The following is a 13,279-nucleotide window of genomic DNA, read 5'->3' on the forward strand; positions in this document are numbered from 1 at the left end:
AAGGTCAAGCGCACCTATAGAAAGTATGGGGTTGGTGACACTCGATGGCAATCAGGCGAAGCCAAGCTGTCAGTTGTATCGTCTCTATTTTCGTCTTGCAGTTGGCAGGGAAGGTATTCGAACCATTTCCTAGATTTCTTTAGATGTCTTTTGTTAAGAACAAACACAATCACTATTAATTATGTCAGAAATTCTAACACTAATCAAAAAACCAGAGATTCCCAGGAAATTAGTAAAACCATCTCAACCAATTGAACTAATTCAGCCATCAGAACCAAAGTTTATGGCTGTTGGGGTTGTAACTGGTGAGGTAGATTTGTCTGAGAAAATTCCTACCATTACCATTCAGGGTAAGGCTTACCCACTCTTTTTTCTGCTTAAGCACAACCGGAAAAGGTATGTGCTGGATATTCTCAAGGGGCACATAGAGGCCGGAAACCGAGAGCATCGCCTCGTGGTATATCCTAAGCCGATCCACTTCCCAGACAGGAACAAATTCCAGGATATCCGGTTTGAGGTAATTGGGATTTTACAGGAAGACAGACCCCATGCTTGGGCTGAAGCGATTGGCAATGGGTATTTCATCTTGGCTGGATTGTGGCAGTTCATCCCTGTTTGTAAAGTTCCCTGTGTGTCAGTCTTTAGGAACCACAGTGAACAATTAGTGAACTATCTCAAAAGCCACCAGGCTACAGAAAGAACTCGGGTACTCAAAGCTGGTCACTGTCCATTATTCTGGCGGGACTCCTCGGTCAAACCATTCCGATTCAATCCTAAGCTCAAGGAGCAGGGCAAGCCAAAATTCATCCAGGTCAAAGCCCGATTCCTTCCCCACAAAAATGCCTTCGCGTTTGTGGAAGAATTGGCACCCCCAATGGATCAGCCTCCACGGTTCTGCAAAGTTCGGAAAGAAGATAAGCAGGAAGCCTTGGCGGAAGCTAAGAAAAGAGCTGCTGAAATGGCTGAAAAAAGAGCTGCTGAAAGTTCTGAAAGTCCTGAAAAAACAGCTGCTGAAAGTCCTAAAAAAAGACCTGCTGAAGGTCCTGAACGTCCTGAAAGTTGAGTACTTCTATTCACAATACCAACTGTGCTCAGTACCAACCCAACGCCCAGTCGAGCCGTTGAGACTTGACTGCTGAGGCGTTTGGTGCTGGCAAGGCTGGTAGGGTGATAGTTAAGACTTAAGCACAAGTCAGGTAAGCCAGCGCTGTCGGATAACTTGGTTGACTGACTATATATTTTCCAGAGCTTAACTATAGCGCTAGTATAAACCACGAGTAACTATAGCGGTTTTCAATTAGGTGAGGTACATTTTTATAGGGAGCAGGCAGCAGGGAACAGGGAACAGTGATAGGAATTATTTGACCAACGACTTTACTTAATATAGCCAATCATTGATAATAATAAGTTATAATTAAGGGTTAACCTATTTTATTAAGGTTTAGGGTATTGCTTTGACAAGGATGCGATCGCAACTGCCCCCGTTGGTACTTTTCTGTCAAAAAGCGAAGCATCCGCAGTTTCTGTACTTAATTTTGGTAATTAAGAGTAATTATCTCTAATTATCTTCTATTTTATTGACAATCAAATATCCCTGCTCTTAGAATCGCGAATGGCGCAGGACTTCTTGACCCGAACTCCAATCTTTTCCAAAGTCCGATGGGGCAGGAAACCTGACTATTCCTGAATTCCCCGGAACCAGAAGCCACAAGGAGACCCTATGGTTAAATCTTTCGAGTGCTCAATCCAAATTGACCCGGCCTTAAGGGGATGGCAGACTTGAGGGTCTCCATCATCTCGACCGTCCTGTCCCTTTAACATCAGGCCAAAATTCGGAAAATTAATAATTCAAACATCATGCTAAATACACCATTCAACCGCTTCAAGCCAGCTGCTCTTCCCTTGAAGAAAGCACTCTCAAGACTGGCACTTGGTCTAGGGACCCTGCTCTTTGCCGCAGTGGCAGTATTCTGTGTCACAGCTCCCACGGCTTTAGCAGCAACGGTAGAACCATTGCATGGAATACAAGTTACTGAAAAAAGTGTCACGATCGTAGTGACGAGCAACGGCTGCACGCAGAAAGAGGACTTCACAACCATATTGGCAAAATCCCAGCCTCCCATTGTTACCTTCATCCGCCTGAAACCGGATCTTTGTAAAGGTGTTTCCCGTCCCTACCCGATTCAGTTCTCGCTGTCGGAAGTGGGTGCGAAAGAGTTTAAAGTGGCCAATCTCTTTGTACCTTCCGCCAGTTTCTATTAGCGGCGGAAGTTCTTAAAACAGGACTCTAAGTCGAAAAAAATGTCACAAACTGCCTGGTGATATGGTTCTAGTTATAGAGGGCACACAGCTAACTTTGGAGTAGGCGAGTGTGGCGAACACGAGTTAAACAAGGTTTAACTCTTACCCTATAGTCTCAATTTAATAATTCCGCTGAAATTCCTCCCGATGCTCACCTTACGGTAGAGTGCGGGAGGAATTTTTTATATTGATTTCAGTTATAATAAACCTTAAAAACCCTAAGTCATTTCCAATTGCCCATCTGTCTATGCCAGCCAAGGATATTTTTCACAACACTGTTCGGTTAGCCCTGGAAAAAGATGGCTGGCTGATAACTAAAGATCCTCTATACATCAAAGTTGGCGGATCGGAAATGTATATAGACTTAGCAGCAGAACAATTAATTGCAGCCCAGAAAGATAATCAAAGCATAGCTGTAGAAATCAAAAGTTTTTTACAAGAATCAGAAATGTCAGAGTTTCATGTCGCCCTTGGTCAATGTCTTGATGCAGTCGCTCATGAGCGACTGCCGTGGTCCCCCCCATGAGCGACTGCCGTGGTCCCCCCCATGAGCGACTGCCGTGGTCCCCCCCATGAGCGACTGCCGTGGTCCCCCCCATGAGCGACTGCCGTGGTCCCCCCCATGAGCGACTGCCGTGGTCCCCCCCATGAGCGACTGCCGTGGTCCCCCCCATGAGCGACTGCCGTGGTTTCCCCCATGAGCGACTGCCGTGGTTTCCCCCATGAGCGACTGCCGTGGTTTCCCCCATGAGCGACTGCATCAAGACAATGTATTTTTAGTTTATTGAATCCCTTGCTATTTAAGGGGTTAAACTCATTTAAACTACTCATTTACTATTATCAGTCTAGGAGAGCCCCATTTATTAAATCTTTCGTCAAAAATAATTTCCAAAAAGGGGGTCTTATTCTAGTTATCATTGATAGGACTAAGTGGCAAGATAACAATCTATTAATGGTGAGTGTCCGCTATCAGAAAAGAGCCATACCAGTGTAATTGATTGCATACTGTCATCAACCTAAGAAACCTAGCCTTCATCTTGACTGGCTTTTGCCTCAATCTGCGCGGGCCCGAACTCAGGTTACAGATCAGGGCAAACGCATCTAAATTACAAAACCCTTATCCAGTAAGGATTTCATCAATTGATTAAAAACAGGACTCGACCTCTGAAATCTTGGCACCGCCAGCATGTACAAAAATAAGATGCGTTTGCCCTGGGTTACATATAGTGTTTATTTAATTAAATAAACACTATATGTAGGAATAAAAAATTAGATGCGTTTACCCTGTGGGGTATTCGGCGATTTCGATAATTTATTCCGCGATTAGTCTACATACCATCTTTGATCTGTATCTGGTTTACCAAACTCACAAGTGTAAAGTTGTATGTTGTCTTCGTTATTTACACCTGGAGAACCATATACATCTATGCACTTTCCGGATAGTTGATTTTGGATAAATCCGTCAGGTCTCACTGTCCATTGTTGATCTGTATGTGGTTGACCAAACTCACAAGTGTAAAGTTGTATGTTGTCTTCGTTATTTACACCTGGAGAACCATATACATCTATGCACTTCTCTGATAGTTGATTCTGGATAAATCCGTCAGGTCTCACTGTCCATTGTTGATCTGTATGTGGTTTACCAAACTCACAAGTGTAAAGTTGTATGTTGTCTTCGTTATTTACACCTGGATTACCATATACATCTATGCACTTCTCTGATAGTTGATTAACAATAAAACCAGAGGAGGCGACCGCAGGTTGAATGACGATCGCAAACATGAACACAACTGTGATCAGAAAAGCCTGAAAGCTTTTCAGTATAATCTTTTTCACGATTTTATCCTCATTAAAAAATGATCAGGAAATGATCAGTCGCTCTTGACTAGGGGGCAGGTTGCTCCTTGTAGGGCTTCTTCACTTTCCTCTGTTTATAAGACGGGGTAAGTGACTCTTTTGTGACTGGCGACGGAGAAGTTTTTCTCCCCTGTTTTTTCCTTGATATATGTCTTTTTTGTGGGGATTGTTCCTTTGGATAGTTGGCTTATTACCAGTGCTCATAGCCATGAGTAGATTATCCCTTCTCTGCTATTTTTTAAAGCTTTGAAGGAACTTTTTTACCGTTTTTTGTTTGGCTTTTTGTCATGGGAATACTAGCTGGTTGTGAAAAAACACACCAGCCTTTCTTGTAAGCATTCAGCTATCAGTCTATGGGCTACTTGAGGTGCTACTTGAGGTGCTATCAGCGTGTCGCGTATCAGCTATCAGCCTATGGGCTACGCGCACCCTAAGCGAACAGCTATCAGCCATCAGTCAAAGGACTATGGCTTACGGCTGACCGCTGACTTCTGAATGCTTACCTTTTTTTAGTAGCTACTCTAGGTAATGCCCTTGAGCTGCTATGAGCAAATTAGCCATGACCAGAAATTAAAGCTGATCTGGGGGTCCTCTATCCCCTTTATCTGACCTCTGATTCCAGCTTGACTCTACTTTCGTTTTAAAAATGCCCCACCAAGACGCAATTGTCGCCAAAATTGGGATGGGAAATTGGGAAATATCCTTTGCTATTGGTGCTTGAATGCTCCCATGCTCTAGCGGTGGTGGAGAAATTCCTATCTCTTGGGGCGTAAGCAGTTTAACGCCATGGCTCTGGATAGTATTGCGATCGCTCCCGTGATTTGATTGGGGATTTGGAGTACTCTCCAATAGTAATTGTCCAGCCAAGGGGAGTAATGCTTGGGAGCTTCTTGGTCTGCTCAAAATTAGCTGGCTTTTGGTGTCCCTAGTTCTGGGCTCTTTTTTAATTGGGATTACTTGTGTTACTTCAGATTCTGGCTCAACTGCCAATGCTGGCTTATCCAGTGACGTTATCTCCACTCCTGGCTTAACTGCCAAATCTGGCTTATCCAGTGACGTTATCTCTACTCCCGTTTTGTCTAAATCCTTGGAGCATCCTTCGACCGTAGCCGAGTCCGAGGCTGTGATCGGACAAAAAGACTCCAACTTCTCAGTTGTCTGCTGCTCCCCTTTTCCTATTTCTTTGTTTGAGGGAGTTAGATCGCTTTCTTCGTCTTTTTCGTCTCTACTCTCCTGCTCTTCTACTCCCCTAATCTCCTGCAATTTGGCAATCTCCCCGTAAGCCTTCTCATCCAACCCGGCCCGATACTTAGTCAACTGCTGCTGCAGTATCCCCCTAGCTCGTTGGATACGTTTACGAACGCTATCGTTAGAAATTGCCAGTCGTTGAGCTATCTCTTGGTGAGACAACTCCTGCTCAAAGCGCAAGACACATACCTGGCGCTGATTCTCGGGCAAATCCTCTAGAGCACTTTGGATTACCTCTAATAGTTCGTTCTTTTCTACAACTAAATCTGGGGTATCGAATTCCGTAACCAAGCCATTCCCCTCTGGCACTGCCATCCCTTCCAGGTTTTCTACTCCGATTGCCCCAGAGTTGTTTTCTCGATGTCGGTCTATACAGAAGTTACGGGCAAATTTGGTCAGCCATGCTTTGAGATTGGTAATCTTTGCGGCAAATTTGGGCAATTTTTCCCAAGCCTTGACCATAATCTCAGAAAGAGCATCTTGTGCTTCAGTGGTATTACCCCCCATCCAGCTCAAGCAGCGATGGTAAAGATAGTCTTTATAGTTTTCCCACAGGGGCCAAAAGACGCTGCTATCGCCATCAGACAATTTTTCCAGGAGGGACTCGACCCAAAAAGCGGTATCGTTTTCAGCATTTTCGCCCGATGGGGGATGAGAACTGAGGTTTGTTGCCAGCATAAGTCCTGTTGATGCACCGAAATTAAGTATTCCATACTCGTTCTAGTAAAACAAGTTAGGTTGGTCAACTTAATCCTTGAAGTGCAGTCAGAGCTTGAGTTAGGATTGTTTATTAATTTTTTTTTTAGCCTTTTTTTCTCTTTTTATCCTCTTTTTATTAACTTTAACTTAACTTGAAATCTCCACTACACATTAACCTTTAAGCTTCAACTTTTAACCTTCAACATACCAAGGTTAATAAATTACCAATCACGTCCTGATTAGGCTATTTAGGTAGTAAAAATAATCAAAAATTTTATTAAAATAAAATTTTTGATTATTTTTACTCTATCTAAAGGGTGAAATAGAGATAACGACTCTACCGTACCTGTTATGCTAAATAAACAGTCTGTAAGAGGGAACAGCGGATCACCGGAACAGGGAACAGTGGGAAGAGGCTCTATTCAGGAATTTTTGTTAGTTTAAGATCCTTATTTTCCTGTCTTGATGCAGTCGCTCATGGGGAGGGGTTGCGTGGGTCACCTGCATCAAGACAACAGGTAAGCATTGGAATAATGCTGAGTAAAGTCACAGCGTCGTTCGCACAGCGTGGCCAAACGCGCACGCGTGGCCGAAAGGCCAAGGCCAAAGCCTGTGCCACAAAGCTGTTCGCGCAGCGTGGGCCAAAAGCCCACGGCTGACGGCACCTCAAGTAGCGTGAGCTAAAAGCTCACGGCTGACGGCTGAATGCTTACCCAGCAGCAGCTTGGACAACGGCTGCGATCGCACCTTCCACTAAAGGAGCTTCGCACAATCTTACCTTGGGTTTCTGGTCTTGATCCAGAAACTCCAGTCCCATTTCCGCACTCAGCACGGCATTGAAATATTATTAATTTGGTTATTGCATACCCATCAAAGTAAACAGAAGTATACAGCGTTTTGCAATTGGGTGAGGTACAAATTCTTGGGTTTTAGGGAACAGGGAATAGGTAACAGGGAATAGAGAAGAGGGAAGAGGGAAGTTTCTAACTTAATGAGGTACACAGGATTTTTTCTCTCTTGCCTGTTGCCTGTTGCCTCTTGCCTGTTGCCTCTTGCCTATTGCCTATTGCCTATTGCCTATTGCCGCCTATTCCCTATTCCCTATTCCCTACTCCCTACTCCCTAAAAACATGTACCTGACCTAATTTAAAACCCCTATATCCTCAAGCAATCAGCCAGGGTAACCATATTGCTAAACTCAGCAAACTTACAAACAAAACTGGCATGGTAAGAATAAAACTTAAGCGAATATAATAAACCCAACTTATTTGGATTCCTCTAAAAGCCAAGACATTCAACCAAAGTAGAGTTGATAGACTTCCTAAGGGAGTAATTTTCGCTCCTAAGTTGCACCCAATTAAATTCCCATATATCATCACTTCTTTGACAGCTGGATCAATATCCGTAATGCTTTCAATTGCCTTAGCATTCAGCAGTACTGTTGGTAAATTATTGAGTACACTGGCAAGAAATGTGGCTAAGAAACCACTACCACTAGCTGCTAAAGTGAGTCCCCAATTAGAAAGGATTTCCAACCGCTGGCTCAACAGAGCAGTTATGCCCAGATTGTCCAAACCGATGCCGAATAGAAACAGGACTAAGATAAGTAAAATAATTCGCCATGGCAGTTGACCTGCTAGTTGTAAGATATAGCGAAGTGTACTAGCCCGACCGTTAAGGAAACGTGCTGCTAATGCCACCATCACTAAAGCTGCCATAGCAGCAATCCAGGCAATGGGGAAATTTAGGACTTTTGCCAACAAGTAGCCAATTAGGAGTAGTCCTAAAATAGGAAAACTCAATTTAAAGATTAAGGAATCTCGAATCGCACGATTAGGTGGTGGTAGACGGGCAAGGTTATAGGTCAGGGGGATTTGGGGTTCAAAATAGAACCAGAGAATGATGATACTAGTCGCTATTGTGGCAACGGTTACGGGCAACATCACCATCACATAGCGCAACCAGGAAATCTGTAAATAATCAACATAAATCAGATTTACTGGATTACTCATTGGCAGTAGTAAGCTAGCGGCATCGGTAATAAAACCACTAGTAAATACAAATGCCAGAGTAGCTTTGGCACTAAAGCCAAGCAGCAGCAAAATTTCCATGACAGCAGCTGTCCAGACTATGGTCGTGGCTAGGTTAGTAAACACATTGCTCAATAACATCCCGACTAGGATCACTAAGGAGAAAAGCAAATGGCCACGACCACATCCCCAATTAGCTATGTGAAGCGCTAACCACCGAAACCAACCTGCTTGACCTAAACTTAGGGCAAGAATAATTAGAGAAATAAGGGTGAAAGTGGCGTTTCCCACTCTCGCCCAGACTATGGGAATATTCTGGAATAGCAAAGGGAATAGGGAGTAGGGAGTAGGGAGCGGTGCGACCCGTGGCGAATTTAATTACGGGTCAAGCGCACCGTAGGGAGTAGCGATGCAGAGGTGCGACCCGTGGCGAATTTAATTCGCCTACGGAAAAAGCACCATTACGGTCTTGGGGGTTCCCCCCATGAGCGACTGCATCAAGACGGGAGTAGGGAACAAAAATTGTCACAATTCCTACACGCATCCCTATATAACTAATAACTAATTACACTAATTACTGGTAATCCGATGCTAGGGATAAGTGATCATTTTATGGTACTATCAACCGTCAACGGTTAACCGTAAACGGTGAACTGTCAAGAAAATATAAACCATTAGGTAAAATGAACTATTAGGTCACAAATAGTGTTATATTACTTAAGTTAAAGATTAAACCACTAGATATAGCGTGACCTCTGCCAGAGTCTTCCCCAAACCCATGAACCATATCCAGGAGTGGACAGCTAGTAGTGTTGATGAACAGCTGACTCGCCTCAATGTAAGGTCTCTCGAAGGCTCTAGCCCATTTGAGTATCTCTTCTATTCCGACTCCCTGCCCAGACGCAATGATGGTCGAGTGCTAAACTCGATTCTGAAACGCTATCAACACCTCGAACAAGGGGGATGGTGGTGTTCTGGTATTGACTTGCTTACTGGTCAGGAGGATATTTGGGGCTGTTTCAAACCCAGCCAACCCCGTCACAGTGGGGAAACTAGGAAGCTAATTAAATATGAACATCCCCCCAAAACCCCCACAGGCTTGTTTGCTCTGCGAGTACCTTTCCACCTGTGGCAACGGATTGCTGAACGCAATGATATTACTATTCTCCCCACAGACCTTGACCACAATCAACCGGATCTAGGGTTTTGGCAGTGGCTAATCTCTCACCCCTCAATTCCGTTGTGTATTACTGAGGGCGCTAAGAAAGCTGGAGCTTTACTCACTGCTGGTTACGCTGCGATCGCATTACCAGGAATTAATGGTGGGTATCGAATCCGTAGGGATGCCCAGGGAAATCGGATTGGCAAGTCTGACTTGATTCCCCAACTACAGAAACTAGCGACTCCGGAGCGAGAGATTTACATAGTCTTTGACCAAGACTCGAAACCGAATACCATCAAAGCTGTCAATGCTGCGATTCGTAGAATGGGATATCTGCTCAATCAAGCAGGTTGCCCTGTTAAGGTGATTACTTGGGATGCCCAGCTAGGCAAAGGGGTAGATGATTTAATTGCTGATCAAGGTCAGAAGACCTTTGAGCAAGTTTACCAACGAGCACTCCCCCTCGATACTTGGAAAGCTAAATCCCTAACCCAGCTGACCTATCGAGCTAACCTTAAGGTAAATTGCCGCTATCTGCAAGAACTTCCGATTCCGGATACAGCCCAACTGATTGGGATTAAATCCCCTAAGGGTACTGGAAAAACCCAACTACTGGAAAAAATTGTCTCTCAAGCCCTAGCCCGAAACCAATGGGTATTGGTGCTTGGTCATCGGGTGCGATTAGTAGAAGCATTGTGTCAACGCTTTGGCATCAAGTATATCACTGAGGTCAGGGATGACCAGAAGCAAGGCGTCTTAGGTTATGGTTTATGTCTCGACTCCTTGCATGGGAATTCTCAGGCTCGCTTCAATGCTGCTAACTGGTCTGATGGCGTAGTAATTATCGATGAAGTGGAGCAAGTGCTCTGGCATGGATTGAACTCTAGCACCTGTCAGAGTAATCGGGTTGCTATTCTCAAATCTCTGAAAACCCTAATCCAGAATGTCTTGGGGGGGTCTGGTCAAGTTTATATTGCGGATGCGGACTTGAGTGATATATCGATAGATTACTTACTGAGCTTGTCTGGAGTTGACCTTGAACCCTTCATCATTGAGAATGACTGGAAACCGAACATTGACGGGTCCTGGCAAGTTCATAACTATACCGATAGCACACCAAAAAAACTAGTGCGAGAGCTAGAAGCACACATTGCTCAAGGAGGCAAACCCTTTGTGTGTCTTTCCGCTCAAAAACCCAAGAGCCAATGGGGTACTTGCACTCTAGAAGCGTACCTAAAAAAGCAATTTCCCCACCTCCGGATATTGCGCATTGATTCGGAATCCCTTGGTGAAACAAATCATCCAGCCATGGGGTGTATCAATAACCTCAACAATGTTTTACGGGACTATGACATTGTATTAGCTAGTCCTGCTATTGAAACGGGAGTGAGTATTGATCTGCGGGGACACTTTACCTCTGTGTGGTGTATTGCCCAAGGGGTGCAAGGAGAAAATAGTGTCAGACAAACCTTAGGCCGAATCCGAGAAAATCTCCCCCGGTTCATCTGGGTAGCCCCTTATGGCTTTAATCACGTCGGTAATGGCTCCACGTCTCTATCCTCACTACTGGCATCTGGACAGCGTTTGACCCAAATGAATATTCGGTTGCTACAACAATCGGATTTCGATGCTGTGGATGATTTAGATACAGGCTTTCAAGCAGAATCCTTGATGTGCTGGGCGAAAATGGCTGTCCGATTCAATGCCGCCATGGTCAACTATCGGGAATCGGTGCTAGCAGGATTGCGTGCTGAAGGTCATCTGGTGATGGATGTTTCCCCAGTCAGTTCCACTAAAGCTGGGAAAAAGAAGTCTAAGGGTTCACCCCAAGCGGAAGAGTTGGGAGCACAGAATGCTCTGATGGCAGCGATTACTGCAGTTAGAGACCAAAACTATCAGGCTGAGTGTAATGCGATCGCATCTAGTCAAGACTTCAGTGATAGCCAATATCAAACGATTAGCAAACGCCTAGTCAAAAAACCATCGGAACGTCGCTCACTACGGAAGTACGATTTAAAGCAGCGTTATGCCATCCCAGTCACACCAGAACTGGTACTCAAAGATGACCAAGGCTGGTATAAGCAGCTACGGCTCCATTATTTTCTTACCCTAGGTCAGCAACATCTAGCAGAACGGGATGCTAAGGTAGCGCGACTGTTAATTGAGCAAGGTCAAGGGAGTATATTTATACCGGATTTCAATCGTGCTGTGCTAGGAGCAATGATTGGTACTATGAAAGTTTTGGGGATACCAATTCTATTAGAAAATCTGGAACGAGAACTCAAAAATACTGATCAGGACTTGCAGGAGATGGCTGCGATCGCATTAGCAAACCGTTGTGCTATCAAAACCATCACCGGAATAGGACTAGCTAAGAAAGCAACTCCGATTGTTATTATTAGGCGCTTCTTGGATAAAATCGGCTATGGCTTACAGTGTATTCGTTATCAGAGCCAAGGAAAAAAGCGGTTCAGAGTTTATCAGCTAGTTAGTCCAGAAGATGGTCGCATGGAAGTGTTCCAGAGGTGGTTAGCTAGTGATGCTCTGAGGTTAGGCACTAGTGAGAGTTGGCTGGATAATGATTTATCTGCTAGGTCTGGTAATACTCAGTCAGTGGATTCAGAAAACAGTAATTATGTTCAATTGTGTCTTAATGTTTAGTCTTAATTTGTAGTCTTAATTTGTAGGATTACGTGGAGGGTGGGGGAAGCTATAATCCCCCACCCTCTAACATTTACCCTAAGAAAGTATCACTAGCTGATAGTGAACTTTGTGCACAACTTAGCTCTTCTTTTCGATGGTAATCTTAAACCCAAGCTTCTCCTCGATTGCTCTGAGCTCACTAATCGCTGGCCACATATTTTTGATATCGTTTTGCCAGAGAATCAAATCCCTTTCTCCTTCTGTCACTTCTGCTTCACCAAACAGCTTACCCAACCACTCAAATAGACCATCTATACTAATATCTTCCGGTGGAGTTACCCGATTCAATGTCTGGTGCCCAGGGGTCGCCAATGCCATCTTCAGCAAGTCGTAGAGCGTGCCTTCAGAGGACAGACATAAACACAAGAGCATCAATATCTGTATTTGCCGAATTTCATCCCTGTCACCACCTCTATCTTTATCTTCTCTATATTCTTTAGGATTATGCTTGATCTTGACCATAGTGTCTTCGAGTAGTTTTTTTTAGTAATGTGTTCGAGTCTGCTTGATTGAACTTATCCCAACTTAGCTTTTTTACCATTACTAGTAAATTTGATCATTATAAATTTGTTCATTATGGATAAGTTTGATGAAGTAATATTTAAGTTTACCCAAGAAGAGTGTAACTCCTTCATCTATTTTTCCTAATCATACCATGTGTACAGTATTGGTATAATTATTTTCTTTAGCAACAAGTCACAGGAGTATTTCACATAAAACATTTTTTAGGCTAGTTTAGAACATAGTTTTTTGATCTCATTTTTTTTATTTCAGTTTGCTGTCAATTTTACCTTAGGCTTGAGTAACTTATTCATCCATTGATCAGAAACGTTAAAGCCAAAACTCCACCGGTTTGCTTGGGTTTTATTAACAATACAATGCCACAGCAACTTGTGTGGCTCGCTTTCGATCTTGAAGAATCTAACCACTTTCGGCTTCTCCTCAAGGGTTACTAACTCTTTGGTTTCGGGATTCATGTAGCGGAAAAATGGTTTGCCATCCCCATTGAATTCACAGCGATCAAAATCAACGCAATACATCCGCCAACCTGGCTGAGTTTCGTTCGTGTGCCACATCCGATAAGCATTCGGCGGATACCATAAGCTTCCTGAGAACCTAATTTCAGCTCCAAAGAACTCTTCCAGGAGTTCGATTAACTTTACTTTCGTCCTAAAATAATCATCGTAAAGGGAATGGTCAACATACCGATCCAGATTAATTAAGTGGAACTGACTCCAGGCATATTCAGGCTGGGATGAAGCCACACCTTGATCCAGGT

11 protein-coding genes and 3 pseudogenes are annotated in these 13,279 nt (G+C 43.9%); 7 read left to right on the forward strand and 7 right to left on the reverse strand.

Translation table 11 applies throughout. The features are described from left to right. Positions 1–25: 25 nt before the first annotated feature. Both LYNGBM3L_RS49665 and LYNGBM3L_RS01045 read left to right on the forward strand, forming a co-directional pair. Complete coding sequence (locus LYNGBM3L_RS49665; protein WP_438941753.1) at positions 26–133, forward strand: hypothetical protein; 108 nt, start codon at positions 26–28, stop codon at positions 131–133. Positions 134–181: 48 nt separating this feature from the next. Then, positions 182–1,063, forward strand: coding sequence for a hypothetical protein (locus LYNGBM3L_RS01045; RefSeq protein ID WP_008177995.1), 882 nt, complete (start codon positions 182–184; stop codon positions 1,061–1,063). A 614-nt stretch (positions 1,064–1,677) separates the two neighbouring features. Here the strand turns inward: LYNGBM3L_RS01045 and LYNGBM3L_RS42575 are convergent. Continuing rightward, positions 1,678–1,821 (reverse strand): hypothetical protein, encoded by a 144-nt coding sequence (locus LYNGBM3L_RS42575; protein ID WP_154659638.1) that lies wholly within the window; start codon positions 1,819–1,821, stop codon positions 1,678–1,680. A gap of 36 nt (positions 1,822–1,857) precedes the next feature. Between LYNGBM3L_RS42575 and LYNGBM3L_RS01050 the strand changes: the two genes are divergently transcribed. Then, entirely contained in the window at positions 1,858–2,262 is a 405-nt protein-coding gene (locus LYNGBM3L_RS01050) for a hypothetical protein (protein ID WP_008177997.1), read from the forward strand. A gap of 286 nt (positions 2,263–2,548) precedes the next feature. Next, positions 2,549–2,779 (forward strand): annotated as a pseudogene (locus LYNGBM3L_RS01055) (element excision factor XisH family protein); the annotation flags it as partial. Between the two features lie 845 nt (positions 2,780–3,624). Here the strand turns inward: LYNGBM3L_RS01055 and LYNGBM3L_RS01060 are convergent. The 3 genes and pseudogenes from LYNGBM3L_RS01060 to LYNGBM3L_RS35640 all read right to left on the reverse strand — a co-directional run. Beyond that, positions 3,625–4,137: an RICIN domain-containing protein gene (locus LYNGBM3L_RS01060; protein ID WP_008178000.1), complete on the reverse strand. Its 513-nt coding sequence runs from the start codon at positions 4,135–4,137 to the stop codon at positions 3,625–3,627. A 591-nt stretch (positions 4,138–4,728) separates the two neighbouring features. Beyond that, a complete protein-coding gene (locus tag LYNGBM3L_RS33505) occupies positions 4,729–6,084 on the reverse strand; it encodes an RNA polymerase sigma factor (RefSeq protein WP_008178001.1) in 1,356 nt (451 codons plus the stop codon). A 733-nt stretch (positions 6,085–6,817) separates the two neighbouring features. Further along, a pseudogene (locus LYNGBM3L_RS35640) lies at positions 6,818–6,943 on the reverse strand (PTS sugar transporter subunit IIA domain-containing protein); the annotation flags it as partial. Positions 6,944–7,096: 153 nt separating this feature from the next. Between LYNGBM3L_RS35640 and LYNGBM3L_RS48260 the strand changes: the two are divergent. Beyond that, complete coding sequence (locus tag LYNGBM3L_RS48260; RefSeq protein WP_267871962.1) at positions 7,097–7,231, forward strand: hypothetical protein; 135 nt, start codon at positions 7,097–7,099, stop codon at positions 7,229–7,231. A gap of 37 nt (positions 7,232–7,268) precedes the next feature. Here the strand turns inward: LYNGBM3L_RS48260 and LYNGBM3L_RS01070 are convergent, their stop codons facing one another. Further along, on the reverse strand, positions 7,269–8,462 hold the full coding sequence (locus LYNGBM3L_RS01070; RefSeq protein WP_131827276.1) for an ArsB/NhaD family transporter: 1,194 nt from the start codon (positions 8,460–8,462) through the stop codon (positions 7,269–7,271). Positions 8,463–8,561: 99 nt separating this feature from the next. Here LYNGBM3L_RS01070 and LYNGBM3L_RS48265 point away from each other — a divergent pair, with 99 nt between their 5' ends. Then, positions 8,562–8,693: a hypothetical protein gene (locus LYNGBM3L_RS48265; protein ID WP_267871963.1), complete on the forward strand. Its 132-nt coding sequence runs from the start codon at positions 8,562–8,564 to the stop codon at positions 8,691–8,693. A 220-nt stretch (positions 8,694–8,913) separates the two neighbouring features. Continuing rightward, the gene (locus tag LYNGBM3L_RS01075; protein WP_008178004.1) at positions 8,914–11,958 is read left to right on the forward strand and encodes a plasmid replication protein, CyRepA1 family; all 3,045 of its coding nucleotides are present in this window, start codon (positions 8,914–8,916) and stop codon (positions 11,956–11,958) included. A gap of 120 nt (positions 11,959–12,078) precedes the next feature. Here LYNGBM3L_RS01075 and LYNGBM3L_RS01080 read toward each other — a convergent pair whose 3' ends face one another. Together LYNGBM3L_RS01080 and LYNGBM3L_RS01085 are read right to left on the reverse strand one after the other, a co-directional pair. Further along, on the reverse strand, positions 12,079–12,462 hold the full coding sequence (locus LYNGBM3L_RS01080; protein WP_008178005.1) for a DurN family substrate-assisted peptide maturase: 384 nt from the start codon (positions 12,460–12,462) through the stop codon (positions 12,079–12,081). A gap of 308 nt (positions 12,463–12,770) precedes the next feature. Then, positions 12,771–13,279, reverse strand: a pseudogene (locus tag LYNGBM3L_RS01085) (Nif11-like leader peptide family natural product precursor); the annotation flags it as partial.

The sequence above is a fragment of the Moorena producens 3L genome (assembly GCF_000211815.1).
GTDB lineage: Bacteria > Cyanobacteriota > Cyanobacteriia > Cyanobacteriales > Coleofasciculaceae > Moorena > Moorena producens.

Coding starts and splice junctions, on each gene's coding strand:
- LYNGBM3L_RS01050 (WP_008177997.1), top strand. CDS start 1,858: ATGCTAAATACACCATTCAACCGCTTCAAGCCAGCTGCTCTTCCCTTG.
- LYNGBM3L_RS01045 (WP_008177995.1), top strand. CDS start 182: ATGTCAGAAATTCTAACACTAATCAAAAAACCAGAGATTCCCAGGAAA.
- LYNGBM3L_RS33505 (WP_008178001.1), bottom strand. CDS start 6,084: ATGCTGGCAACAAACCTCAGTTCTCATCCCCCATCGGGCGAAAATGCT.
- LYNGBM3L_RS01075 (WP_008178004.1), top strand. CDS start 8,914: ATGAACCATATCCAGGAGTGGACAGCTAGTAGTGTTGATGAACAGCTG.
- LYNGBM3L_RS01080 (WP_008178005.1), bottom strand. CDS start 12,462: ATGGTCAAGATCAAGCATAATCCTAAAGAATATAGAGAAGATAAAGAT.
- LYNGBM3L_RS49665 (WP_438941753.1), top strand. CDS start 26: ATGGGGTTGGTGACACTCGATGGCAATCAGGCGAAGCCAAGCTGTCAG.
- LYNGBM3L_RS42575 (WP_154659638.1), bottom strand. CDS start 1,821: ATGTTAAAGGGACAGGACGGTCGAGATGATGGAGACCCTCAAGTCTGC.
- LYNGBM3L_RS48260 (WP_267871962.1), top strand. CDS start 7,097: ATGAGGTACACAGGATTTTTTCTCTCTTGCCTGTTGCCTGTTGCCTCT.